At 67.7% G+C, this 22,804-nt stretch carries 20 protein-coding genes; 6 read left to right on the top strand and 14 right to left on the bottom strand.

Translation table 11 applies throughout. From position 1 onward, the window contains the following. Positions 1-73: 73 nt before the first annotated feature. Positions 74-1,777: a DUF4407 domain-containing protein gene (locus ACIBCN_RS28995; RefSeq protein WP_396994860.1), complete on the bottom strand. Its 1,704-nt coding sequence runs from the start codon at positions 1,775-1,777 to the stop codon at positions 74-76. Positions 1,778-2,096: 319 nt separating this feature from the next. Between ACIBCN_RS28995 and ACIBCN_RS28990 the strand changes: the two genes are divergently transcribed. The 4 genes from ACIBCN_RS28990 (at position 2,097) to ACIBCN_RS28975 (ending at position 11,208) form a co-directional block, all read left to right on the top strand. Beyond that, positions 2,097-2,684 carry a chorismate mutase gene (locus ACIBCN_RS28990; RefSeq protein ID WP_396994859.1) on the top strand — a complete coding sequence of 196 codons (588 nt, stop codon included), beginning with the start codon at positions 2,097-2,099 and terminating at the stop codon, positions 2,682-2,684. A gap of 873 nt (positions 2,685-3,557) precedes the next feature. Then, positions 3,558-8,207 carry a glutamate synthase large subunit gene (gltB, locus tag ACIBCN_RS28985; protein ID WP_396994858.1) on the top strand — a complete coding sequence of 1,550 codons (4,650 nt, stop codon included), beginning with the start codon at positions 3,558-3,560 and terminating at the stop codon, positions 8,205-8,207. 62 nt (positions 8,208-8,269) lie between these two features. Beyond that, positions 8,270-9,739 carry a glutamate synthase subunit beta gene (locus ACIBCN_RS28980; protein ID WP_396994857.1) on the top strand — a complete coding sequence of 490 codons (1,470 nt, stop codon included), beginning with the start codon at positions 8,270-8,272 and terminating at the stop codon, positions 9,737-9,739. A 569-nt stretch (positions 9,740-10,308) separates the two neighbouring features. Then, a complete protein-coding gene (locus ACIBCN_RS28975; protein ID WP_396995164.1) occupies positions 10,309-11,208 on the top strand; it encodes a cutinase family protein in 900 nt (299 codons plus the stop codon). A 75-nt stretch (positions 11,209-11,283) separates the two neighbouring features. Here the strand turns inward: ACIBCN_RS28975 and ACIBCN_RS28970 are convergent, their stop codons facing one another. After that, complete coding sequence (locus ACIBCN_RS28970; protein WP_396994856.1) at positions 11,284-11,565, bottom strand: hypothetical protein; 282 nt, start codon at positions 11,563-11,565, stop codon at positions 11,284-11,286. A gap of 229 nt (positions 11,566-11,794) precedes the next feature. Beyond that, positions 11,795-12,406 carry a histidine phosphatase family protein gene (locus ACIBCN_RS28965; RefSeq protein ID WP_396994855.1) on the bottom strand — a complete coding sequence of 204 codons (612 nt, stop codon included), beginning with the start codon at positions 12,404-12,406 and terminating at the stop codon, positions 11,795-11,797. Positions 12,407-12,504: 98 nt separating this feature from the next. On the opposite strand from ACIBCN_RS28965, the gene ACIBCN_RS28960 reads away from it, so the two are divergent. Next, positions 12,505-13,083, top strand: a complete 579-nt coding sequence (locus tag ACIBCN_RS28960; protein WP_396994854.1) for a Uma2 family endonuclease — start codon at positions 12,505-12,507, stop codon at positions 13,081-13,083. Between the two features lie 57 nt (positions 13,084-13,140). Here ACIBCN_RS28960 and ACIBCN_RS28955 read toward each other — a convergent pair whose 3' ends face one another. Next, complete coding sequence (locus ACIBCN_RS28955; protein ID WP_396976226.1) at positions 13,141-13,347, bottom strand: hypothetical protein; 207 nt, start codon at positions 13,345-13,347, stop codon at positions 13,141-13,143. 125 nt (positions 13,348-13,472) lie between these two features. After that, positions 13,473-16,793 (bottom strand): bifunctional lysylphosphatidylglycerol synthetase/lysine--tRNA ligase LysX, encoded by a 3,321-nt coding sequence (gene lysX, locus ACIBCN_RS28950; protein WP_396994853.1) that lies wholly within the window; start codon positions 16,791-16,793, stop codon positions 13,473-13,475. Positions 16,794-17,013: 220 nt separating this feature from the next. Between lysX and ACIBCN_RS28945 the strand changes: the two genes are divergently transcribed. After that, complete coding sequence (locus ACIBCN_RS28945; protein WP_040729260.1) at positions 17,014-17,232, top strand: RNA-binding S4 domain-containing protein; 219 nt, start codon at positions 17,014-17,016, stop codon at positions 17,230-17,232. A gap of 1 nt (position 17,233) precedes the next feature. Here the strand turns inward: ACIBCN_RS28945 and rraA are convergent, their stop codons facing one another. The 9 genes from rraA to ACIBCN_RS28900 all read right to left on the bottom strand — a co-directional run bounded on the left by rraA (position 17,234) and on the right by ACIBCN_RS28900 (position 22,600). Continuing rightward, the gene (rraA, locus tag ACIBCN_RS28940) at positions 17,234-17,701 is read right to left on the bottom strand and encodes a ribonuclease E activity regulator RraA (RefSeq protein WP_396994852.1); all 468 of its coding nucleotides are present in this window, start codon (positions 17,699-17,701) and stop codon (positions 17,234-17,236) included. A gap of 213 nt (positions 17,702-17,914) precedes the next feature. After that, the gene (locus tag ACIBCN_RS28935) at positions 17,915-18,280 is read right to left on the bottom strand and encodes a DUF5313 family protein (protein WP_396994851.1); all 366 of its coding nucleotides are present in this window, start codon (positions 18,278-18,280) and stop codon (positions 17,915-17,917) included. A 49-nt stretch (positions 18,281-18,329) separates the two neighbouring features. Then, positions 18,330-18,704: a DUF5313 family protein gene (locus tag ACIBCN_RS28930; protein ID WP_396994850.1), complete on the bottom strand. Its 375-nt coding sequence runs from the start codon at positions 18,702-18,704 to the stop codon at positions 18,330-18,332. A 25-nt stretch (positions 18,705-18,729) separates the two neighbouring features. Continuing rightward, positions 18,730-19,209: an SRPBCC family protein gene (locus ACIBCN_RS28925; RefSeq protein WP_396994849.1), complete on the bottom strand. Its 480-nt coding sequence runs from the start codon at positions 19,207-19,209 to the stop codon at positions 18,730-18,732. A gap of 37 nt (positions 19,210-19,246) precedes the next feature. Beyond that, positions 19,247-20,194: a CopD family protein gene (locus ACIBCN_RS28920; RefSeq protein ID WP_396994848.1), complete on the bottom strand. Its 948-nt coding sequence runs from the start codon at positions 20,192-20,194 to the stop codon at positions 19,247-19,249. Beyond that, the gene (locus ACIBCN_RS28915; RefSeq protein WP_396994847.1) at positions 20,191-20,736 is read right to left on the bottom strand and encodes a copper resistance protein CopC; all 546 of its coding nucleotides are present in this window, start codon (positions 20,734-20,736) and stop codon (positions 20,191-20,193) included. The genes ACIBCN_RS28920 and ACIBCN_RS28915 overlap by 4 nt, the downstream gene beginning before the upstream one ends. Next, entirely contained in the window at positions 20,733-21,386 is a 654-nt protein-coding gene (locus ACIBCN_RS28910; RefSeq protein ID WP_396994846.1) for a YcnI family protein, read from the bottom strand. The genes ACIBCN_RS28915 and ACIBCN_RS28910 overlap by 4 nt, the downstream gene beginning before the upstream one ends. A 42-nt stretch (positions 21,387-21,428) precedes the next feature. Beyond that, positions 21,429-21,947, bottom strand: a complete 519-nt coding sequence (locus ACIBCN_RS28905; RefSeq protein WP_396994845.1) for a hypothetical protein — start codon at positions 21,945-21,947, stop codon at positions 21,429-21,431. An 11-nt stretch (positions 21,948-21,958) separates the two neighbouring features. Next, on the bottom strand, positions 21,959-22,600 hold the full coding sequence (locus ACIBCN_RS28900) for a DUF6474 family protein (RefSeq protein ID WP_396994844.1): 642 nt from the start codon (positions 22,598-22,600) through the stop codon (positions 21,959-21,961). Positions 22,601-22,804 lie beyond the last annotated feature (204 nt).

Raw genomic sequence — 22,804 nt, 5'->3', positions numbered from 1 at the left:
CGCTCAGTGCCCGCGCGATGGCGCGTGCGCAGTGGGAGCCCGCTACCGGTGCGGCAGGGCGCGGGAGTGGCAATCAGCGACCGCGTGGCAGTTCGCGCCGGCCACGACCGGGAAGTTCGGACTGCCCTCGGCCGCTGAGCTCGTCCTGCCGCGAACCGGACAGGCCATACGGCTGAGCCGCCGAGCCCTCCGGCAGCGCCGAGTAGCGCGGGTCCTGTCCGTAGTCCGCGTCGACCACGGTGGCGGCGACGCGCTGGGCGTGCTGCGCCTCCGGCGATCCCGGTGCGAGCTGGTAACCCGTCGGCGCGTGCGAGTCCTGGGTATCGATGGTGACCTTGCGGGTGCGCTTCAGCGTGAAGGTGATCTCCTCGACCTCCTCGAACGCCTGTCGGGCAGTGCGCAGCGGGTGCGTTGCGTTGTCGATCGCGTTGGCCACGAACGACGGGACCAGCGGGCGGATCAACCTGGCCGCGGTGTCGGTGAACGGCACCGTGCCGATCAGCGGAAGTTCCAGGCCGCCACCGGTCTTGGGCGCCCGCGTGCTCGGCGCGAGTGCCCGCGCGGCGACGGGAGCTGGCAGGTTCGGCGTCACGAATCCTTCGGCAGACACGGAGCTGTCCTTTCGATCGTCAGCCGTTGCGGCTGGTAGTTCGGGGCGGCGCGGCGGTTCGGTGACGCCGATCCGTAAGCCGCCGATGGCCGCGACGATCCGGGTGCGCTGACGCTCCCGGTCGATGGCGGTGTCCGCCTCGGCGGCGAGGCGCACGGCGGTGAGTTGTTGTTCGGCGAGCAGTGCTTCGGCCGCGACTCGCGCCTCGGCCCGCTGGACCGCGATGGCGGCGTCGGCCTCGTGCTCGGCCTGATTCCGCACATCCAGGAAGGCGGCGCGCCGGTCGAACGAGGTCTGCCCACGCCACCACCGCAGCACCAGCGGCAGCAGCGCGAGCGCGATCAACGCGATGATCGTCAGGATGCGCAGCGGAAGGGCGCCCGGGTGCTGCGTGGTGTAGTCGTTCATCGCCTGCCAGCGCGCGCCGAGGCCGCGGTCGGCGCTGGTGAAGGCCGCCGATTCGGCTGTGGTCACGGCCTTTTCGTCGTCGGCGATCCGGGTGTCCAGCGCCTCGGCCCGGCCCTGCGCCGTGGCCAGCTGCTTGCGGGCGTCGTCGAGCATGTCGTTGGCGGTCTGTGCCTCCGGTCCGCGCCCTGGCACCCGGGTGATCGGGAGCTGCGGGCATTCCGGAATCGGGTTGAGTTCGCAGCGGGCGATCACCAGGGAACGGTCGACATCGTTGCGCGCCTTGGCGATCGACTGATCCAGTGCGGTCCGATCGGCCCGTGCCTTGTCCAGTTCCGTGCGCGCGATGCCGACCTGGGGTGCGGAAGCGACCGAGCGCCGGGCGCTTTCGTCGAGAGTCCGGTCGACGCTGCCACCGAAGACGACGATGGCGGCCAGTTCGGCGATCAGCCCACCGGCCAGCACGGCGACGGCGAGACGGGCGAGCAGGCCGAGCCGGTCGGGCCCGCCCGCGGGGCGCGGGGTCGCCAGCGCTCGCGCGACCGCGCCGGCGAGCACCGTCACGAGCAGCGCTACCAGGATTGTCGCCAACCAGGCCCAGCTACCGGTCGAGGCCAGCGCGAGTGCGGTGATCAGGCCGGACACGATCGCGAACAGCAGCACCGCCGCGCCGGTCATGGCGTATCCGGTGCGTTCGTGGCGGTAGGCGACTTCGCCGTCTTGGCCCCCGCCGAGCCAGGTGAACAAGCCGGTGAGGGTCATGGGAACTCACATCCTCTTGGTCCCAGTGGATTCGATTTCGCGGGTACCGCTAGCGACTGCTCGCAGGTCGTCGAACGGACCTGCTGAAACCGACGTGGTTTCGTTGTCACAGCGTGACAGGGCGCCCCCCGACACACCGAGTGGCAGCGGACGTATGTGGCCAGCTTCACAAAGCCGGCGATGGGGTGCTGGTATGGCGGGCGTCGAGTCGGTCGAGTCGGTCCTTTCCGGACCCGGGACACTCGGGAGCGCGAGCGTGAGTTCGCCTACTCTGACTCGATGATCCGTTTCCGCGCGAACCATCTCGGGAGGTCAGGTCATGCGGCGCATTTCGCTGATGATCATCGCGGCGGCACTGATCGTGTCGCCCGCTAGCGCAACGGCGGATCCCGGCGGCGGCCGCGACCAGTCGCTGGACCGCTTGGTCGCGCTGGTGCTGGAACGGCTCGACACCGGCGACGCGGTGGCCGCCGCGAAGTGGGTGAGCGCCGCCCGAACCGGCACCGAACCCACCATCGACGATCCGGCCAGGGAGGCCGTGGTCTACGACTCGATGGCGACGCTCGGCGCGGGTCTCGACCTGCCGGAGGGCTGGGTGCGGCAGGTGTTCGCCGGTCAGATCGAGTCCAACAAGGTCGTGCAGCGCGGCCTGATCACCCGCTGGCGTTTCGATCCGGCCGCCGCGCCCGGCTCGGCACCCGATCTGGCGTCGGTACGCCCGGTGATCGACCGGGTGAACGTCGAGATCGTCGACCAACTCGCCGCCCGGCGCGCCGAACTGACCGCGCCGGACTGTGCGGAAAGATTGGCCGTCAGCGTCTTCGGCGTATTCGGCGCCGGTAATACCGACGCCCTGCATCAAGCCGCGCTGGTGCGCGCCGCGGCCGCACTGTGTGCTCCTCGCTGAACGCTGCGTGCCGTTCGCAGAACAGTTCTAAGGACGCCCTTAACCCCTTTTTAAGGGTGAACTTCAGGCGTTGCGCCGGCCCTGTCGGCGAATGTTCGGTGAAAGGCGTTCCGGTCCGCAATAAGTCACGTTCATTACCGCCTGACGGCGTATAGGTTTCGGTTATCAAAATGTGTCGAATACCACTCGGCCATGTTTGCTGCATGTGTGCTGAATGCCACAGAAGGCAAAAGAGTCCGGACGGTCGGATCCCGCCGCAGGCTCGTCAGGACCCTGTCGGAAATATCTCATCCAGCCCGCTTCCGAGTTAGCCGCCGCCGAAGGGTTTGCCGGATGCTGAGCGAGGGAAACCATCTTCGATGCAGGTGAGAGCGGTTTCCTGACCTTTTTGCGAGGTTTGGGGCCGCTCTCGCGCGCCAGCGCCGAGCGGCTGGCCTCGGGTGCCGCGGGATCGATCATGGGGTACTTGCTGCTTTACACTGGACGACGCGCACACGTGGAGGACCGAATGAAGAAGCCCAGCTAGACCAGGTTATTAGTGCAACCTAAGTTGGTTGGGCCCCGGACCTGACTTATCGTTTGCTCTTACGCCGAACACAGAATGATCGGCACCCTCGCCCGCTCGGGCAGCTCCTAGCCGGTGCTCAGCGTAGCTGGCGAGAACCCGCACGGAGGTAAGGATCTCGTTAGGGATCTGTTACCGACGAGCACCCACTACGTCACTGAAGCGGGTGAACAACTGGAGACGTGACTGCACGCCGAAGACCATCAGCGCGGCTGGTTTCGGAACGTACGGGCGCAGTCTTGTACGGAGGCATTCAGACGGAATTGCCTATTTCTTTTTCGTCGAACGCCCTTCTTGAAGGCAGAGGCATGATGCAACTTCCTGGCCACCGGTCACCTGGACCCGTCGGGCTCTACGACCCGGCGAACGAACACGACGCCTGCGGTGTCGCGTTCGTCGTCGACATGCACGGCCGACGCAGCCGCGACATCGTCGACAAGGCTATTACGGCTCTGTTGAACCTGGAGCACCGTGGCGCTGCCGGCGCCGAGCCCAACAGTGGTGACGGCGCGGGCATCCTGATCCAGCTTCCGGATCGGTTCTTCCGCGCCATCGTGGACTTCGAGTTGCCGCCGGAGGGCTCCTACGCCTCCGGTATCGCCTTCCTGCCGCAGGCCCGTCGCGAGGCCGCCCGTGCCGCCTACGGCGTGGAGAAGATCGTGCAGGAAGAGGGCCTCGCCGTGCTCGGCTGGCGGGAGGTGCCGATCGACGAGTCGTCGCTCGGTGCGCTCGCCCGCGACGCGATGCCGACATTCCGGCAGGTTTTCATCGGCTCTCCGAGGGGTGCGGCCGAGCAACTGTCCGGAATGGATCTGGAGCGTCGCGCGTACGTCATCCGCAAGCGGGTCGAGCACGAGCTCGGCAAGGCGGGCCCCGGCGAGGGCACGGTCGGCAAGGAGTCGGTGTACTTCCCGAGCCTGTCCGGCCAGACCTTCGTCTACAAGGGCATGTTCACCACGCCGCAGCTGCGCGCCTTCTACCTGGACCTGCAGGACAGCCGGGTGGAGTCCGCCCTCGGCATCGTGCACTCGCGCTTCTCCACCAACACCTTCCCGTCCTGGCCGCTGGCGCACCCGTTCCGCCGGGTCGCGCACAACGGCGAGATCAACACCGTCACCGGCAACGAGAACTGGATGCGGGCGCGCGAGGCGCTGCTGCGTTCGGACATCTTCGGCACCGACTCGGCGGGCAACAACCGGCTGGAGAAGATATTCCCGGTCTGTACCCCCGGTGCGAGCGATACCGCGCGCTTCGACGAGGTGCTGGAACTGCTGCACCTCGGCGGCCGCAGCCTGCCGCACGCGGTGCTGATGATGATCCCCGAGGCGTGGGAACGCAACGAGACGATGGATCAGCGGCGCCGCGCCTTCTACGAGTACCACTCGATGCTGATGGAGCCGTGGGACGGCCCGGCGTCGGTGTGCTTCTCCGACGGCACCGTGGTCGGCGCCGTGCTCGACCGCAACGGCCTGCGGCCCAGCCGCATCTGGATCACCGACGACGGCCTCGTCGTGATGGCGTCCGAGGTCGGCGTGCTCGACATCGACCCGTCCAAGGTCGTGCGCAAGGTCCGACTACAACCCGGCCGCATGTTCCTGGTCGACACCTCGCTGGGCCGCATCGTCGGCGACGACGAGCTCAAGACCGATCTTGCGGCCGAGCACCCGTACCAGGAATGGCTGGATTCGGGTGTGACCAAGCTCGAGGATCTGCCCGACCGCCCGCACGTGCACATGTCGCACGACCGGGTGCTGATCCGTCAGCAGATCTTCGGATACACCAACGAAGAACTGAACCTGCTGATCTCGCCGATGGCCAAGACCGGCGGCGAGGCGCTCGGCTCGATGGGCACCGACACCCCGATCGCGGTGCTGTCGTCGCGGCCACGGCTGCTGTTCGACTACTTCTCCCAGCTGTTCGCGCAGGTCACCAACCCGCCGCTGGACGCGATCCGCGAAGAGGTGGTGACCAGCCTGCGCCGGGCGCTCGGCCCGGAGGCCGACCTGATGCACCCCGGCCCGGAGTCCTGCAAGCAGATCGCCATCGAGCAGCCGATCCTGGACAACGATCAGTTGGCCAAGCTGGTGCACATCAACGATGACGGCTCCCAGCCCGAGCTGCGTTCGGTGATCGTGCGCGGGCTGTACCCGGTCGCCAAGGGCGGCAAGGGACTTCGCAAGGCGCTCAAGGCGATCAACACCCAGATCTCGGCCGCCATCGACGGTGGCGCGCGGATCATCGTGCTGTCCGACCGTGAGTCCAACGAGAAGCTGGCGCCGATCCCGTCGCTGCTGCTGACCTCGTCGGTGCATCACCACCTGGTGCGCGAGCGCACCCGCACCATGGTCGGCCTGGTCATCGAGGCCGGTGACGCCCGCGAGGTGCACCACATGGCCATGCTGGTCGGCTTCGGCGCGGCCGCGATCAACCCGTACATGGCCTTCGAGACCATCGAGGACATGCTCGAGCGCGGCGCGCTCGAAATGCCCGGCAGCACCGGCGATCACGCCGAGGACTTCCGCACGGCGGTCTACAACTACAACAAGGCCGCCAGCAAGGGCGTGCTGAAGGTGATGTCCAAGATGGGCATCTCCACGCTGGCCTCCTACACCGGCGCGCAGCTGTTCCAGGTGATCGGCCTGTCGCAGGAGCTGGCCGACGAGTACTTCACCGGTCTGCGTTCGCATCTGGACGGCATCGGCCTCGAGGACATCGCCGCCGACGTCGCCGAGCGGCATCGGATCGCGTTCCTGGAGAACCGCAACGAGCGCGCGCACCGCGAGCTCGAGGTCGGCGGCGAATACCAGTGGCGGCGCGAGGGTGAGTACCACCTGTTCAACCCGGACACCGTGTTCAAGCTGCAGCACGCGACCCGCACCGGGCAGTACTCGATCTTCAAGGAGTACACCAAGCTGGTCGACGACCAGACCGAGCGGCTCGCCTCGCTGCGCGGCCTGTTCAAGTTCAAGAAGGAGCGCGCGTCGATCTCGATCGACGAGGTCGAGCCCGCCGCGGAGATCGTGAAGCGGTTCTCCACCGGCGCGATGAGCTACGGCTCCATCTCCGCCGAAGCCCATGAAACTCTCGCCATCGCGATGAACCGCCTTGGCGGCCGGTCGAACTCGGGCGAGGGCGGCGAATCGCCAGCCCGCTTCGAGCCGGAGGAGAACGGCGACTGGCGGCGCAGCGCGATCAAGCAGGTGGCCTCCGGCCGCTTCGGCGTGACCGCGCACTACCTGACCAACTGCACCGACATCCAGATCAAGATGGCGCAGGGCGCGAAACCCGGTGAGGGCGGCCAACTTCCGGCGCACAAGGTGTACCCGTGGGTCGCCGAGGTGCGGCACTCGACGCCGGGCGTCGGCCTGATCTCGCCGCCGCCGCACCACGACATCTACTCGATCGAGGATCTGGCGCAGCTGATCCACGACCTGAAGAACGCGAACCCGCAGGCGCGGATTCACGTGAAACTTGTTGCGGAGCCTGGCGTCGGCACCGTCGCGGCCGGTGTGTCCAAGGCGCACGCGGACGTGGTGCTGATCTCCGGCCACGACGGCGGCACCGGTGCCTCGCCGCTCACCTCGCTCAAGCACGCGGGCGGTCCGTGGGAGCTCGGCCTGGCCGAGACCCAGCAGACGTTGCTGCTCAATGGACTTCGCGATCGGATCGTCGTGCAGGTGGACGGTCAGATGAAGACCGGCCGCGACGTGATGGTCGCCGCGCTGCTCGGCGCCGAGGAATACGGTTTCGCCACTGCGCCTTTGGTGGTGTCGGGCTGCATCATGATGCGGGTCTGCCACCTCGACACCTGCCCCGTGGGTGTCGCGACGCAGAACCCGGTGCTGCGCGAACGCTTCACCGGCAAGCCGGAATTCGTCGAGAACTTCATGCTGTTCATCGCCGAAGAGGTCCGGGAACACCTGGCGCTGTTGGGCTTCCGCACGCTGGACGAGGCCATCGGCCGGGTCGACCTGCTCGACACCGCCAAGGCCAAGCAGCATTGGAAGGCCAGCAAGCTGGACCTGTCGCCGATCCTCGACAACGTCGAGACCGCGTTCATGTACCAGGACCGGCGCTGCACCAAGACGCAGGACCACGGCCTGGACAAGGCGCTGGATCAGCAGCTGATCTCGCAGAGCCGGGACGCGCTCGAGCGTGGCCAGGCGGTGAAGTTCGAAACCAAGATCACGAACGTGAACCGCACCGTCGGCACCATGCTCGGCCACGAGGTGACCAAGCTCTACGGTGGCGCGGGCCTGCCCGACGACACCATCGACATCACCTTCACCGGCTCGGCGGGCAACAGCTTCGGCGCCTTCGTGCCCGCGGGCATCACGCTGCGCGTGCAGGGTGACGCGAACGACTATGTCGGCAAGGGACTTTCCGGCGGCCACCTGGTGGTGCGCCCGTCGCTGAACGCACCGGCCGAGTTCGTGGCGGAAGAGAACATCATCGCGGGCAACGTGATCCTGTTCGGCGCCACCAACGGCAAGGCGTTCATCCGCGGCGTGGTCGGCGAGCGGTTCGCCGTGCGTAACTCGGGCGCCCTCGCGGTGGTCGAGGGTGTCGGCGACCACGGCCTGGAGTACATGACCGGCGGCCGGGTGGTCATCCTCGGCGAGACCGGACGCAACTTCGGTGCCGGCATGTCCGGCGGCGTCGCGTTCGTCTACAACCCGAACGGCACCTTCGAGGCCAGGCTCAACCCCGAGCAGGCCGACGCCGTCGAGCAGCTCTCCGGTGACGACTTCACCTGGCTGCGCGACATCATCACCCAGCACCGCGACCAGACGGGTTCCGCTGTCGCCGAACGCATTCTGGGCGACTGGTCGCAGCAGGTGAACCACTTCGTCAAGCTCATGCCGCGCGAATACAAGAAGGTGCTGCTTGCCATCTCCGAGGCGGAGAAGGCAGGCAAGGACGTCGACGAAGCGATCATGGAGGCGGCCCGTGGCTAGTACCCACCGCATCCATCACCAGTTGAGTCCGATGTCCACAGGCAAGATTACGGAGGCCGAACGTGGCTGACGCACAAGGTTTTTTGAAGCACACCTCGCGGGAACTACCCACCCGTCGCCCGGTCGAGCTGCGGTTGATGGACTGGAAAGAGGTCTACGAGCAGGGATATCCGAAGGAGACCCTGCAGCGTCAGGCCAGCCGCTGCATGGACTGCGGTATTCCGTTCTGCCACAACGGCTGCCCGCTGGGCAACCTGATCCCCGAGTGGAACGACCTGGTCTACAAGGGTCAGTGGCGCGAGGGCATCGACCGCCTGCACGCCACCAACAACTTCCCGGAATTCACCGGGCGGCTGTGTCCCGCGCCGTGTGAGGCGTCCTGTGTCCTCGGCATCAACCAGGACCCGGTGACCATCAAGCAGGTCGAGATCGACCTCATCGAGAACGCCTTCGACGAGGGCTGGGTCACCCCGGTCTACCCGACCCGGTTGACCGGCAAGAAGGTCGCCGTCGTCGGCTCCGGTCCGGCCGGACTCGCCGCCGCACAGCAGCTCACCCGCGCCGGTCACACCGTGACCGTGTTCGAGCGGGCCGACCGCATCGGCGGGCTGCTGCGCTACGGCATCCCGGAATTCAAGATGGAGAAGCGCTTCATCGACCGCCGGATGGCGCAGATGGAGGCCGAGGGCACCATCTTCAAGACCCGGGTGAACGTCGGTGTCGACATCACCGCCGAGCAGCTGCGCGAACAGTACGACGCGGTCGTGCTGACCGGCGGCGCCACCATCGCGCGTGACCTGCCGATCCCCGGTCGCGAACTCGACGGCATCCACCAGGCCATGGAGTTCCTGCCGTGGGCCAACAAGGTGCAGCTCGGCGACGACGTCACCGATGCCGACGGCCTGCCGCCCATCCACGCGAAGGGCAAGAAGGTCATCATCATCGGCGGCGGCGACACCGGCGCCGACTGCCTCGGCACCTCACACCGGCAGGGTGCGGCGAGCATCCACCAGTTCGAGATCATGCCGCGACCGCCCGAGGAGCGGGCCACCTCGACGCCGTGGCCGACCTACCCGCTCATGTTCCGGGTGTCCTCGGCCCACGAAGAAGGCGGCGAGCGGGTGTTCTCCGTGAACACCGAGCGTTTCGTCGGCACCGACGGCAAGGTCACCGGCCTGCAGGCGCACGAGGTCAAGATGGCCAACGGCCGCTTCGAGAAGGTCGACGGCACCGACTTCACCCTCGAGGCCGACCTGGTGTTGCTCGCCATGGGCTTCACCGGTCCCGAAAAGCCGGGCCTGCTCGAAGATCTCGGCGTCGGCTACGACCAGCGCGGCAACGTCCAGCGCGACAAGAACTGGGCGACCAACATCCCCGGCGTCTTCGTCGCGGGCGATATGGGCCGCGGCCAATCCCTCATCGTCTGGGCCATCGCCGAAGGTCGTGCCGCGGCCTCCTCGGTCGACCGCTTCCTGGAAGGTGAAACGGCCCTCCCGGCCCCCATCACCCCCACCATGGTCGCCCAACGCTGATCGAACCCCTCTCTTACCGGAGCGGAAAAAGCGCCTGTGGACATCGACGTCCACAGGCGCTTTTGTATGCCGACACTCCCGGGGTTGATTTTGGCTGTCAATGGATTCCAGGCGGCGGTGTGTGGGGCCTCCATTGCGCGGGTCGCAGTGTTTGCCGCGATCCGGTTTCGCTCGCTGATCTGGTGCGGCGCCGGAGCTTGTTATGGGCGCTGGTGTGGGTTGTCTTCGATGCGAGGCGCAATTTGCTGTGCGGTTGCGGAGCGGTGGGCGGTGGCGTGGGGTCGGCCGGGTGGGGTAGGGCGGTGGGTTGTGGTGGGGTGGTTGGGGTTTGGGCATTCGACGGAAAACGGACATGACCCGGGGTTTCGGATGGCGCGCGGGGGCTCGGCCCTCTATTGTGATCCCGTCGTGCTGCTGATCTTGGGATGCGGGTTTGGGGTCGCAGCCGTCATGGTGGTGGGTGACCGGTGTTAACCCAGTGTGCACTGGAAGGTCACTCGTCGGGTTCAGAGTTGGTGCGCAACTTGTCGGGGATGCCCACGAGGGGTATCGGTTTGGACTGGAGCGGTATGCAGTTGAAAAAGGTTGTCGCGGCTCTTGGTGCATCCGCGACGGTGTTGTCCGGCATGGTGTTCGGTGCCGGTTCCGCGAGCGCGGATACTGGCTGCCCGAGCCTCTACGTAGTGGCGATCCCTGGTACCTGGGAGACCGGCAAAGACAAGAAGCCGCAACCCGGCATGCTGGCGGGTGTCACGAATAACCTGCCCCGGTCGACGGATGTCGACTATGTGACTTATGCCGCGACCGCTTTCCCCTGGGAGGGCGAGGTCTACGGCAACTCGAAGAAAGAAGCCGTCGACCATGCGCGCGGCCTGATCTCGGACATGGTGCACTCGTGCGGCGCGACGAAGATCGCGCTCATCGGGTACAGCCAGGGCGCCGACGCCGCCGGTGATCTCGCGGCCGAGATCGGCACCGGGCTCAGCGTTGTCGCGCCGGAGCGGATGGCCGGCGTCGGCCTGATCTCCGACCCGCGTCGCTCGCCGACCGACGTTCAGATCGGCGAGCCTGCTCCCGGCGCGGGAGCCGGTGGCCCCCGGGTCGGCGGTTTCGGCTGGATCGCCGACCGCACCCGCAGCATCTGCGCGGTGGATGACCTGTACTGCGCGACCGCGCCCGACGACTTCGTCACCCGGTTCGCCGGCTTCATGGCGCAGGCCTCGGATGCGAACCCGGCCAACATGTGGCGCTACCAGATCGAAGCAGGCAACATCATGAACGACCTGTTCGCGCATGGTGGCGTGCCGACACTGCAGGCGCAGCTGACCGACTCGGCGAACGAGCAGCGGGCCAAGGACCTGGAACGGTTCTACAAGTCGCAGGCGCACACGCTGTACGGCAGCTACTCGGTCGGCGGCGGCCAGACCGCCGTCTCCTGGATGCACAACTGGATCGCCGGCATGGCCTGATCCGACCCTGGCACCAGCGAAGGCCCACCCCCCGACCACAACAGGAGGTGGGCCTTCGCTTTGTCCGAGCGGGGATTATCCGGAGCCGGTCGGCGGGAGCATCTGCTGGAACTGCTGGAACTGCTCCGGCGCGCCACCCGGATGTGGGTGGTGGCCGCGGTGCGGTCCGCCGGGACGGTGCTTGTGGTGCGGCCGGTTGATGTCGGCGCCCTGCTGGTCCACGTCACCGTTGGCCGCCTGGACCTGGATCGTGGGGTCGGGCGCCGGGGCCTCGGCGGCGGCGGTGGCCGCGAACGCGCCTAGCGGAACGGCGACGAGCGCCCCTGCCGCGGCGATTCCGACAATGCGACGTCGCATCGATGTTCCTGAGAGCAACACGGAATTCCTTTCTCTCGAGCTGGGCCGCTTGAACCGGCCAGCTCCCATAGAAGGTTCCGTCGCTGGGACGGTGGTGCGACGTCCCTGCCAATCGTCTGTGAATGGCGCACGACTCCGCCTCGCTAGCGCTCGGCTCCGTCGTACGCCAAGCGGCGCTGTGTCTTCGGCTCGCTGCCGCTCGTCAGGGTCTTCGGCTCGCTGCCGCTCGTCAGGATTTGATATTGCGCGGCAACAGGTCCCAGACGTGTCCGTTCTCGTTGACCGTCGCGGCGGTCCGCCGCCCGGTGCGGGAGAACAGGATTCGGGTGATCGAGCAGTAGTCGATCGGGAAGGTCAGCGGCCGTTCCAGCCCGAGTATTTCCTGCAGCAGCACGTTCACCACGCCGCCGTGCGTGAACGCGACCACCGTGTCGGCCGGATCGGTGCCCGCGGCGATCTCGGTGACCGTGTCGAGCACCCGGGACTTGAACGCCCCGCCGTCGATCTGGTCCGGGAAGTGTCCCGCCTTGATCTGCTCGTACACCGCACGGAACTCGACCTTGGCGTCCTCGATCGGAATGTAGGCGGGCAGGTCGCGATCGTATTCGGCCAGGTCGTCGATGATGTCCACGCCGAGACCGAGCTTCGCGGCGGTCGGTGCCGCGGTATCGCGGGCCCGGCGCTGCGAACTACTCACCACCCGGCTGATCCGATGCTGACTCAACGCGGCAGGCACCCGCTCGGCCTGTTCGAGGCCGACAGGCGCGAGCTCGGGATCGGCGGGCCCGGCCGAGTTCACGATCCGGACCGGTTGGGCATGGCGAACAAGGATCAACTGCATCCGCCCCACTCTGCCGTATCGGTCCTGCATGCGGCACGTTGGACGGACCCGGTCGCAGTCGATGTGCGGGGGCGGGAGTAAGTGACATACTCGAAGCCATGACTGTCGAGCCGTTTCCGCAGTGGCTGCGCCCACCGCCGGGGGGCTTCGTCGCCGACGATCTAGACCGCCTGCCCGACCTTCCTCCGCACACCGAGCTGATCGACGGGAGTCTCGTTTTCGTGAGCCCGCAGGCGAAGTTTCACGTCCTGGTCATCACGCTGCTGGATAACGTGCTCCGGCGCTTCGCGCCGCAGAATCTCCGGGTTCGGCGGGAAATGACCGTGACGTTGGCGAGCAATCAGCGACCTGAGCCGGACGTGCTGGTGATTCACGCCGATCGCGACGGCGGCCCGGAATTGACGTCCTATCAGGCCGACGATGTCGTGCTGGCCGTGGAAGTGGTGTCCACCGAGTCACGAACCCGGGACCGGGAGCGCAAGCCTCAGCTCTACGCGCAGGCGGGCATCGCGCACTTCTGGCGGGTCGAGAACGTCGATGGCCGCCCGGTCGTCTACGTCTACGAGCTCGATCCTGCGACAAAGACCTACGCGCTCACCGGAATTCATCATGATCGCTTGAAATTGACCGTGCCATTCGAGATGGATATCGATCTTACCGAGGCAGACCGGCTCTAGCTCAACGCAAATGGTCCGGCTCACGTCACGCGAGCCGGACCATTTTCCGCTGTCCTGTTACTGCTTCCTGCGCCGCATCAGCAGGTAGATGCCGCCGATGATGGCCGCAACGACCAACAGGCAGCAGAGGCCGCCGATGATCAGGCCGCCGCTGCTGCGCCGTTTCTTCTTGGCCGCTAGTTCCATTGCCGAGTTCCAGGTGTCTGGACTCGCCCAGACGCTGTGGTCCACCAGGCTCATATTGGTCAGCAGGTCAAGGTACATTTCCGAACCCCATCTCGTGTATCGGACTCCTCCCGGGGCCGAATGCTCCCGGCCGCCCCGGCCCGAATTTCCCAGGGTAGCTGTCCGATTCGTCCCCTGTGAACCCTTCGTTGGCAACGCCTCGTTCAGCGAGGTTTCACCAACGGGAACGGCAATGTCTCCCGGATGCTGCGCCCGGTGATCAGCATGACCACCCGGTCGACGCCCATGCCGAGCCCGCCGGTGGGCGGCATCGCGTGCTCGAGCGCCTGCAGGAAGTCCTCGTCGAGCTCCATCGCCTCGGGGTCGCCGTTGGCCGCGAGCATCGATTGTTCGGTGAGCCTGCGCCGCTGTTCGACCGGATCGGTGAGTTCGCTGTAGGCGGTGCCGAGTTCGACACCCCACGCGACCAAGTCCCAGCGCTCGGTGACACCGGCAATGGTGCGGTGCGCGCGGGTGAGGGGGGACACCGAGGTCGGGAAGTTGATGTAGAAAGTCGGTTCCTCCGTGCGGGATTCGACCAGGTGCTCGTACATCTCCAGCACCACCTGGCCCGCGTCCCAGCCGTGCTGATAGGGCACCTCGGCCTTGTCGCACAGCTCGCGCAGCTGGTCCAGGTCGGTCTCCGGGGTGACCTCGACGCCGAGCGCCTCGGACACCGCGCCGTGCACCGTCTTCACCGCCCACTCGCCGGAGATGTCCACCTGCTCGTAGGAGCCGTCGGGCTGCGGCCGCAACGCCACCATCGCACCGTTGGCCGCGAGCGCGGCGTCCTGGATGAGCTGACGGCAGACGTGCATCATCCGCTCGTAGTCGCTGTGCGCCTCGTACGCCTCGAGAATGGTGAACTCGGGGTTGTGGCTGAAGTCGACGCCCTCGTTGCGGAAGGTCCGGCCGATCTCGAACACCTTCTCCATGCCGCCGACGCAGAGCCGCTTCAGGTACAGCTCGGGCGCGATCCGCAGGTACAGGTCCAGGTCGTAGGCGTTGATGTGGGTGAGGAACGGGGTGGCGTTGGCGCCGCCGTGCACCTGCTGCAGGATCGGCGTCTCCACCTCCAGATAGCCCCAGGCGTTCAACGAGTCGCGCAGTGAGCGGACCACCGCGCTGCGTTTGGCGAGCACCTCCCTGGTCTCGGGATTGATCGCCATATCGACGTAGCGCTGCCGCACCTTCGCCTCGGGGTCGGACAGGCCTTTCCACTTGTCCGGCAACGGATGCAGGCACTTGCCGAGCATCCGCCAGTCCGCCGCGAGCAGCGAGAGTTCGCCGCGCCTGCTGCTGCCGATCTGACCGCTGACCTCGATCAGGTCGCCGAGGTCGAAGAATTCGGTGAATTCGCCGCTGCGGTCGGCGCCGACCCGATCGCGGTCGATGACCAGCTGAATGTCGTCGGTCCAGTCGCGCACCACCGCGAAGATCACGCCGCCGTAGTCGCGGATGCGCAGCAGCCTGCCGCAGACCCGGACCGTGGTGCCGCGCGGCGACTGCCTGGCCTTCGCGACGGTGTGCGTCGGCGGGTAAGCCACCGGATACGCCTCGACGCCGGACTCGGTGAGCCGATCCAGCTTGTCCATCCGCACCCGAACCTGCTCGGGACGTCGCGGCAGCTGTTGCTTGCCCTCGACCGGGCCGAGGTCGGGCGGGCTGCCGTCGGCGTGCAGCCCGGTCATGTTCGCGGGCACCGCGCTGTGCATGCCGGTGTGCGTGATGGTTTCCGGCTCCTTGCCGAACCGGGGCAGGAAGCCCTCGGCGAGCGCGCTCGCCACCGCGACCCGTGGCAGCTGCCTGCGCTCCTCGAACAGGAAAAACCTTGGCACCCAATACGGTTGGTACTTCACATTGGAGCGGTACAGCGCCTCCAGCTGCCACCAGCGCGAAAAGAACAGCAGCACACCGCGCCACAGCCGCAGCACCGGACCGGCGCCGATCCGGCCGCCCTCCTCGAACACCGAGCGGAACACCGCGAAGTTCAGCGAGACCTTGGTGATGCCCTGCTGCTCGGAGTTGAGCGCGAGCTGCGAAATCATCAGCTCCATCACGCCATTCGGGCCGTGCGGGTCGCGGCGCATCAATTCCAGCGAGACGCCGGTGCGGCCCCACGGCACCAGCGAGAGCATGCCGAGCACTCGGTCCTGTCCGTTTACCGCCTCGACCAGCAGGCAGTCCGCGTCCAGCGGATCGCCGAGCCTGCCGAGCGCCATCGAGAAGCCGCGTTCGGTCTCGGTGTCGCGCCAGGCGTCCGCGCGGGCGATCACCTGCTTGAACTCGTCGGCCGGGATGTCGCGATGCCGCCGGATCCGGACGGTGATGCCGTGCTTGCGCAGCCGGTTCGCGGCCTGGCGGACCGGCTTCATCTCGGGGCCGGCCAGGGAGAACGTCCTGGTGTCCAGGATGGCCTCATCGCCGAGCCGGATCGCGGACAGGCCGGCGCGGCGGTAGGACGTCGCGCCGATTTCGCTGGCACCCATCACCGCCGGGGCCCAGCCGAATTGGTCGGCCAGCCGCAACCACTCGTCGATGGCCTGCGGCCACGCCTCGCGAATGCCGATCGGGTCGCCGCTGGCCAGGCAGACGCCTAGTTCCACGCGATAGGTGACCGCCGCCTTGCCGCTCGGCGCGAACACCACCGCCTTGTCCCGCCGGGTCGCGAAGTAGCCGAGCGAGTCCTCCAGATCCGACCGCTCCAGCAGGCCGCGGATCGCGGATTCGTCGGTGCCGGTCATCGCGTTCGCCGCCCGCTGCGAGCGCAGCAGGATGATCACCGCGGCGAGCAGCGCGATGGCGCCGAACAAGCCGAGCAGGAAGTTGACGAACGGCCGCGGGTGGCCGTCGAAGTGTTCGTTGTCCACCAGCACCGCTGCGGTTACCCGATAGATAGCCCAGCCGGGCCGCTGCGCGCCGCGCGGCAGCGATCCGGGGAACAACTCGACCAGACTCCAGCCGAGCAGGCAGCCGACCGTCAGGCCGCCGATGAGCACGCCCAGCGCCTTCCAACCCGCCCCGCGGCGCACCTTCGTATAGAACTCGCGCCAGGCCGCGACCAGCACGCCCATCACGCCGAGGTGCACGATCATCGCCACCAGCGCGTCGATATTGCCGGTGTCCGCGAAATCCAGGCCGTCGGCCAGCGCGTACAGCGACACATAACCGAGCAGCAGCCACCAGGCGATGCGCTTGCGACTGGCCAGCGCACCCGCGAGCAGGCCGATGATCAGCGCCCACATCAGGTTGGTGTCGGGTGCGTCGAAGTAGTAGTTGTCGATGTAGCGACGCGGTACCTGGGTCAGGAAGCGCAGGCCGGGCGACAGGCTCCAGAGCAAACACACCACCGCGAAAACCCCGAGCACCAGACCCGCGATATGCGGGACCTCGGCCAGTCGGCCATGCCCCCGATGGGGGACCGGCGGGGTTGGTCTGTCCGCGGGCGGTTCGATCAGGTGTTGCCGGGCTTGCGTGGTGGTCACTGAACCAGTGTGTACGGTGCCGCCGTCGTGGTGCTCGAAGACCTCCCGGGCATGTCGGTTCTCGGCGCGTCGCACACGCGTGTCAGTGTTTCATCGGCGGTGTTCGCGGCGCCCTCCGTGGTTACGCAAGCTGCCTCCTCCGGGCGCAACGCGCCCCCCGCGGCGCCGTGCGCGGGGGCTGGCGTCAACCGATTTCGGGTGCAAGGTAAGGATGTATCTCATGGCAGAACCAGTCGACGTACCGATCGATGACGAAGGCATTCGGCTCGGTCAGTTCCTGAAATTGGCCAATCTGATCGAATCCGGCTCGGAGGCGAAGACGGTGATCGCCTCCGGTTTGGTGCGGGTGAACGACGAGGTGGAACTGCGCCGTGGGCGGCAGTTGCAGATCGGCGACGTCGTCACCCTGGCCGGCCATCAGGCGAGGGTGTCGGTCTGATTCAGTCCTCGGCGCGGACCACGACGCCGTCGTGGTCGCTGTAGAGCGTGTCGCCGGGAACGAAAGTGACGCCGCCGAATTCGACCGGGACGTCCCGGTCGCCGGAGCCGGTCTGGGTGCTCTTGCGCGGGTTGGTGCCCAGCGCCTTGATGCCGATGTCGAGGGTGCGCAGGATCGCCGAGTCGCGCACCGCGCCGTTGATGATCACGCCCGCCCAGCCGTTGTCCACGCCGCGGCCGGCGATGACGTCGCCGACCAGTGCGGTGTGCACGCTCGCGTCGCCGTCGACGACCAGCACCTTGCCGTTGCCCGGTTCGCCGAGCGTCTGCTTGACCAGCAGATTGTCCTGGAAGCAGCGGATGGTGGTGATCCGGCCGGAAAAGGCCGCACGGCCACCGAACTGGATGAACTGCGTGTCGCAGCTGCGGATCTCGGGGCCGATCTCGTCGGCCAGGTCGGCAGTAGCCACGACATCATTCTGCGATTCGGTCACTGTGCTGATTTTGCCGTGCCTGCGGCCCGGCGTGTTCGCGGCCCCCTTAGTCACGCGTCCGAGCGGACGAGACTCGCGCCTACGGCGCATGCGCTTCGTCCACTCGGACGCGAGACGGGCCGCGAACGGCGCTCGCAAAACTCGCGCGTGGGGGTTGCTTTGGGTATGCGGGTCTCGTTCGGACGCTACCTAACGGTGCCCGTAGTGCAGTTCGTACATCTCCCGATCGTGTTCGGAGAACTTGTTGCGGTCCACCAGATCCGGGTTCAACCCGTGCTGGACCAGACGGAAGCGGCGCCACACGTAGGCGAGCGCCACGGTGAAGATGATCATCGGGACGATCATCATCACGATCAAGCCGATCTTCAGCGGCATCGGCCCGGGAAACAGCAGTACCAGGGCGAAGAACGGAATGACTGGTCCGAGGAATCGGACGAGATATCGCTCCATGGCCCCGTGTCCGACGAGGTCGCGGATGACCCACTCGTGCAGCTCCTCGGGGAGCTCGCGGCCCAGATCGTAGGCGATCCGCTGCCGAATTGTGGGGGTTTTCATACCTAAAGGCTATGCCTGTGGTACTGGTCACCGCTAGGTTGCTGGACCTTTAACCTCGGCCGTGCCTGCGCTCGTAGGCGAGCCGTTCCGGCTCGGCCCGGCGACGGGCATCCGCGTCCGCCAGCGCGGGATCGAGGCCATGCTTGATCAGCCGATGCCGCCGATACACGTACATCAACGCCACCGTGAAATAGATCAACGGCAGATATAGCAGCGCCATCATCGCCAGGCCCATCCACAGCGGGCCGGGCAGCAGCAAAAACAGCATGAGCACCGGAATCAACGGCACCAGAACGCGCAGCAGATAACGTCGCGTCGCACCCGGGCCGACCAGGTCCTCGCGCACCCAGTCGGTCATCGACGCGGGCAGGGTGCGACCGGCCAGATAACCGAGGCGCTGGAACAAGGACGGTGTAGCGCTCATCGGTCAAGCATCCCTTATGTACCGATCAGTGGACGGACCCGTCCGATTCGGTCGCGCGGTTCCGGTGGAAGGCGGTGATCTGCGTGATCAGGTTGTGCGTGGTGTGCTGCACCGCGATCTTCACGAACGGCTCGATAGTCTTGCCCAGCGCGCGCCCGGCCAGGCCGCCGCCCACCCGGAAGTCGACGATCGCATCGACGGTGCACTGCCCGTCACCCTTGGGGTGGAACAGGAAGGTCGACTCCACCTCGAAGCCCTTGATCGACTTCACCGCGATGACGGCGTTCTCTTCCCACCGAATGACCTCGATGCGGGACTTCAGCGAGGCGGGCCCGAGCTTGATGTGCCCGTCGAAGGCGGCGCCGACGCCGACCGTCTGCGCGCCGACCGGGGTGAAGGACTGGATGCCGTACAGGAAGCGCGGCAGGTTCTGATAGTCGTTCACGTAGGCGAACGCGGACTCCGCCGACGCGGCACAATCCTCGACGATCTTCACTTCGGTCATGCCAAAACAGTAACTGGTTTCGATCTAGGTCGCCTGGTCACGCCGTCACCGCGAGGGTGGCGGCCAGCCCGAACGCCAGCGCCATCAGCACCACCTCGATGGTGGCCCGGCGCAGCGAGGCCTCGGCGGGCATCCGGTGCGCCGCGGCCCGCCGCACCCAGCTGCGTCGCCACCACCAGCCCAGCGCCAGCAGGCCAACCAGCACAACGGTTTTCGCGAGCAGGATGCGGCCGTAGCCGGTGCTGACGAACGGTGTGACCCCGCCGACCCGCACCAGCCCGTTGAGCAGCCCGGTCACCGCCACCGCCGCGACCAGCGGCAACGCCATCGCCGAATACCTCGGCAGCACCGCGGCCCACTCGCCACGGGTGCGCACCACCAGCGCGAGCGCGACGAGCAGCCCGAACCAGGCCGCCGCCGCCAACGCGTGCACCGCGGCGAGCACCGACCCGAACGTCTGCTGGGACATGTGCCCGGTGATCGGCCGCAGCGCCAGCGCGACGGCCGCGAACACCAGCACCAGATCGGCGGACGCGATATCCGCCCGCCGGAAGGCCACCGCCGAATAGCCCGCGACCACACCGACACCCACCAGGATGGCGATGCCGACCTGCCCAGCGCTGACATCCACCAGATAGCTGCCGAACTGCCCGGCCGCCAGCCTGCCGACCGGCACACCGACCACCTCGGCCGCCTCGAACACCAGCACCGCGAACTCGGTGCCACACCAGAATCCGGCGAGCACCGCGAGCAACCGCCACGGCGGCACCAGTCGTTCGTGCACCCTGGGCAGCGCGGCCAGCCCGAGCACCGTCGCGCCGACACCGTCCGCGAGCACCCGGACCGTCGCCTCGGCGGCGAAACCCGCGGGCAGCGTCAGCGCCCAGGCGAGGACGACGCCGAGCAGCCCGGCGGGGACGATCAGCAGCACCGACCACGGTGCGCGCGCGGTGCCGCCCCGGCCGCCGATCGTCCTACCGGTCACTGCTGCTTCGGTTTCCGGCTTCTGCCGCCGAACAACGCGAACGCCAACCCGCCGCCGAAGAGCACCACCGCGCCGACGATGAAGACCCACAACGGAATTCCGCCGGAGCTGTCCGAATCGCCGCTACCGCCGTTCGCGTTCGGTTTGTCGCCATGCATACCGTTGCCGGCCTTGCTGAGCGTGAAATGCCGTTTGCCGCTGACCGGATGGCCGTCGGCGGAGGTCACCCGGTAGGCGAGGGTGTACGCGCCGACCGGACCGAGCTCGCCCACCTCGACGCTCACCGTGTTGCCGTCGACCGTCGGCGCGCCCTTCGACCACAGATAGCCGTCCGGGCCCACCACGGTGAGCGCGGGGAAGCTCGGCTGCAGCGCCTCGTTGAAGGTGATGCTCGCCCGTGCCGGGCCCGCGTCGATCGTCGCCCCGTCGTCCGGCACGCTGGCCGTCGGCGCGGAATGCGCGGCGGCGGTGCCCGTCGCGGCCACGCCGAAGCCGAGGAGGAACAGCCCCGCGACCAGGGCGGTGAGTAGCCGCCGGGTCACGACTGCCGGGCCCGGATCACATTGCCGAGGCCGAGCGCGACGCCGAGCAGGCCGAGGGCAAGACCGATGCCGCCGAGCCAGCGGGCGGTGTTGTCGTTGTCGTCGGTGGAGCCGCTCGCGGCCGCGGTGTCGACGCCGTGCTCATCGGCGGCTTTACCCTTGGCCAGCTCGAGCGAGGGGGCCGGATGCTCGGGCTCCGCGCCGTCCTTGCCCTCGGGCTGATCCCAGCTGACCACCTTGCCGTCGCTGTAGGTCTGCTTGGCCGGGAAACTGACCGTCTCCTGCGCAGGCAGCGGGCCGACCGCGATCGCGAAGCGCTGGAACTGGCCGGGGCCGACGCCGGGGTTGCCCGGCTCGGCGGTCCAGGTGATCGCGGTGATCTCCGACTTCTCGTTCTTCTCGGCCTTGGCCGACCAGCCCGGGATCGGTTCGGTACGAGCGCTTTTCAGGTTCGGCAGCGTGACGGTGAGCGCGGTGGTGCTCGCCGTGTCGGATTCGGTGGGGACGCGCAGCGTGATCACCCCGTACTTACCCTGCTGGGCGCCCGGCGCGTCGACGGTGACGTGCGCGGCGGCGGTGCCGCAGGCCAGGAACGCGAGGGCGGTGGCGGCAACGGCCGTGCCGGTGACGCGCGAAATCGAACGGTGCATGAGGGGAAAGGCTTTCTGTCCGAAGGGGAATGGTGCGGCGGGTCAGGCAGGCACCGGCGGCGCGCGCGGGCCGATCGCGCCGTTCGGATGAAAGCGGTAATGCGGCAGACCAGGATTGGACCAGTGCGCCGGCCCAACGATCCGGGGTAGCGGTGGCTTGGCGAGCACCGCGCGGACGGCGCCGGAGGCCACGGCGTAAAGCCGCTCGGTGATCGAGATGACCGCGGCGCAGGCCAGCGCGGCGACGGCATGCGCGACGATCATCCAACCGCTGCGCAGCGGGCTCGCCGCGGCGGCGGGGTGTTCATGGCCGAGCAGACCGGACAGCGCGACATGGCTCGCCAGCTGCCCAGCCAGGAGCAAGCCGGGCACCGAACCACGGCCGCGGGCAAGCGCATTCGCCGCGCAGCCGGCCAGCGCGGCGACCAGCAGCACCAGCGTCAGCTCCGCCGAACCAGGAAAACCGCCGCCCGCCGAACCGTGCGCGGCGACGGCGAGCGCCCCCACCAACACGCCGACCAGACCACCACGCAGGTGGCCGGTACTCGGAGCGGGGGGCATCGCGGGGAAGGTCAGCGCACGCCGAGCTGGGCGAGCACGTCGGCCTCGACCCCGGACAGCTCCGCCGCGATCGACGTGTGCACGGCGCGGCGGCGCGGCGCGGGCATCTGCTCGGCGGTCTGCACCGCGGCGGCGAGGCTGTCCAGGCGGGCCTGGGTGGCGGCGACGAACTTCTGCGTGTCGCCCTTGTCCTTGCCCTGCGCGCCGACCTTGCCAAGGGCCGCTTCGGTATTCGCGATCCTGGCCTGCAGCTTGGCGCCGTGGCCGCCGAAATCGCCGAGCTGCTCGATGCCGATGCCGAGCTGCTGGGCCTTGCGGGTATCCAGCTGCGCGCGCAGGAACGTCGCGGCGCGATAAGCCAGCGGCGCGAGCACCGGGATGAGCACCCGCGCGACACCGAGGTACTTCTTCATCTGACTCGCGCTGAACAGCTCACGCTCGGCCTTGGCGGCTAGCTTGAGCGAGGCCTTCTCCTCCGCCTGCAAGGCCGAGATCTGCGCCTTGGCCACCTTGCGCTGGGTACGGCCCTCCGCGCGACGCGCCTTACGGTCGTTCTTCGCGACCAGCTTGGCTTCCAAACCGGCCTTGTGCTTGAGAGCTTTCGCCTCGGCCCTGCGGCTCGGGCGCCGCTTGCGCTTCGTGAACAACCCCATCGAAGGCCCTCCGTCATGCTGGTTTGCCATGGCAGTACGACGCCGGGGAAAGCCCGTCCGCCCATGTCACACGGTTTGCCCATTACCCTAGCTGTCTTACTCTGCCGCGCGGGCGCGGCGTGTTCGCGGCCCCCGGAGTCTCGGGGGCCCACGGTCGTGTCACTATCACGGCGGCCAACCCCGTAGCCCCCCGCGGCCGCCGAC

Origin of the sequence: Nocardia sp. NPDC051052 (assembly GCF_044456045.1) — a bacterium.
In the GTDB taxonomy this organism is placed as follows: Bacteria; Actinomycetota; Actinomycetes; order Mycobacteriales; family Mycobacteriaceae; genus Nocardia.
Note: the sequence above shows the minus strand (reverse complement) of the source record. Positions and strands in the feature narration are given on the sequence as shown.

Bases quoted from the DNA above. Each gene is read 5' to 3' on its own strand.
- ACIBCN_RS28995 (WP_396994860.1), bottom strand. From the start codon at position 1,777: ATGACCCTCACCGGCTTGTTCACCTGGCTCGGCGGGGGCCAAGACGGC.
- ACIBCN_RS28990 (WP_396994859.1), top strand. From the start codon at position 2,097: ATGCGGCGCATTTCGCTGATGATCATCGCGGCGGCACTGATCGTGTCG.
- gltB (WP_396994858.1), top strand. From the start codon at position 3,558: ATGATGCAACTTCCTGGCCACCGGTCACCTGGACCCGTCGGGCTCTAC.
- ACIBCN_RS28975 (WP_396995164.1), top strand. From the start codon at position 10,309: ATGCAGTTGAAAAAGGTTGTCGCGGCTCTTGGTGCATCCGCGACGGTG.
- ACIBCN_RS28970 (WP_396994856.1), bottom strand. From the start codon at position 11,565: ATGCGACGTCGCATTGTCGGAATCGCCGCGGCAGGGGCGCTCGTCGCC.
- ACIBCN_RS28965 (WP_396994855.1), bottom strand. From the start codon at position 12,406: ATGCAGTTGATCCTTGTTCGCCATGCCCAACCGGTCCGGATCGTGAAC.
- ACIBCN_RS28960 (WP_396994854.1), top strand. From the start codon at position 12,505: ATGACTGTCGAGCCGTTTCCGCAGTGGCTGCGCCCACCGCCGGGGGGC.
- ACIBCN_RS28955 (WP_396976226.1), bottom strand. From the start codon at position 13,347: ATGTACCTTGACCTGCTGACCAATATGAGCCTGGTGGACCACAGCGTC.
- ACIBCN_RS28945 (WP_040729260.1), top strand. From the start codon at position 17,014: ATGGCAGAACCAGTCGACGTACCGATCGATGACGAAGGCATTCGGCTC.
- ACIBCN_RS28935 (WP_396994851.1), bottom strand. From the start codon at position 18,280: ATGAAAACCCCCACAATTCGGCAGCGGATCGCCTACGATCTGGGCCGC.
- ACIBCN_RS28930 (WP_396994850.1), bottom strand. From the start codon at position 18,704: ATGAGCGCTACACCGTCCTTGTTCCAGCGCCTCGGTTATCTGGCCGGT.
- ACIBCN_RS28925 (WP_396994849.1), bottom strand. From the start codon at position 19,209: ATGACCGAAGTGAAGATCGTCGAGGATTGTGCCGCGTCGGCGGAGTCC.
- ACIBCN_RS28910 (WP_396994846.1), bottom strand. From the start codon at position 21,386: ATGCACCGTTCGATTTCGCGCGTCACCGGCACGGCCGTTGCCGCCACC.
- ACIBCN_RS28905 (WP_396994845.1), bottom strand. From the start codon at position 21,947: ATGCCCCCCGCTCCGAGTACCGGCCACCTGCGTGGTGGTCTGGTCGGC.
- ACIBCN_RS28900 (WP_396994844.1), bottom strand. From the start codon at position 22,600: ATGGGGTTGTTCACGAAGCGCAAGCGGCGCCCGAGCCGCAGGGCCGAG.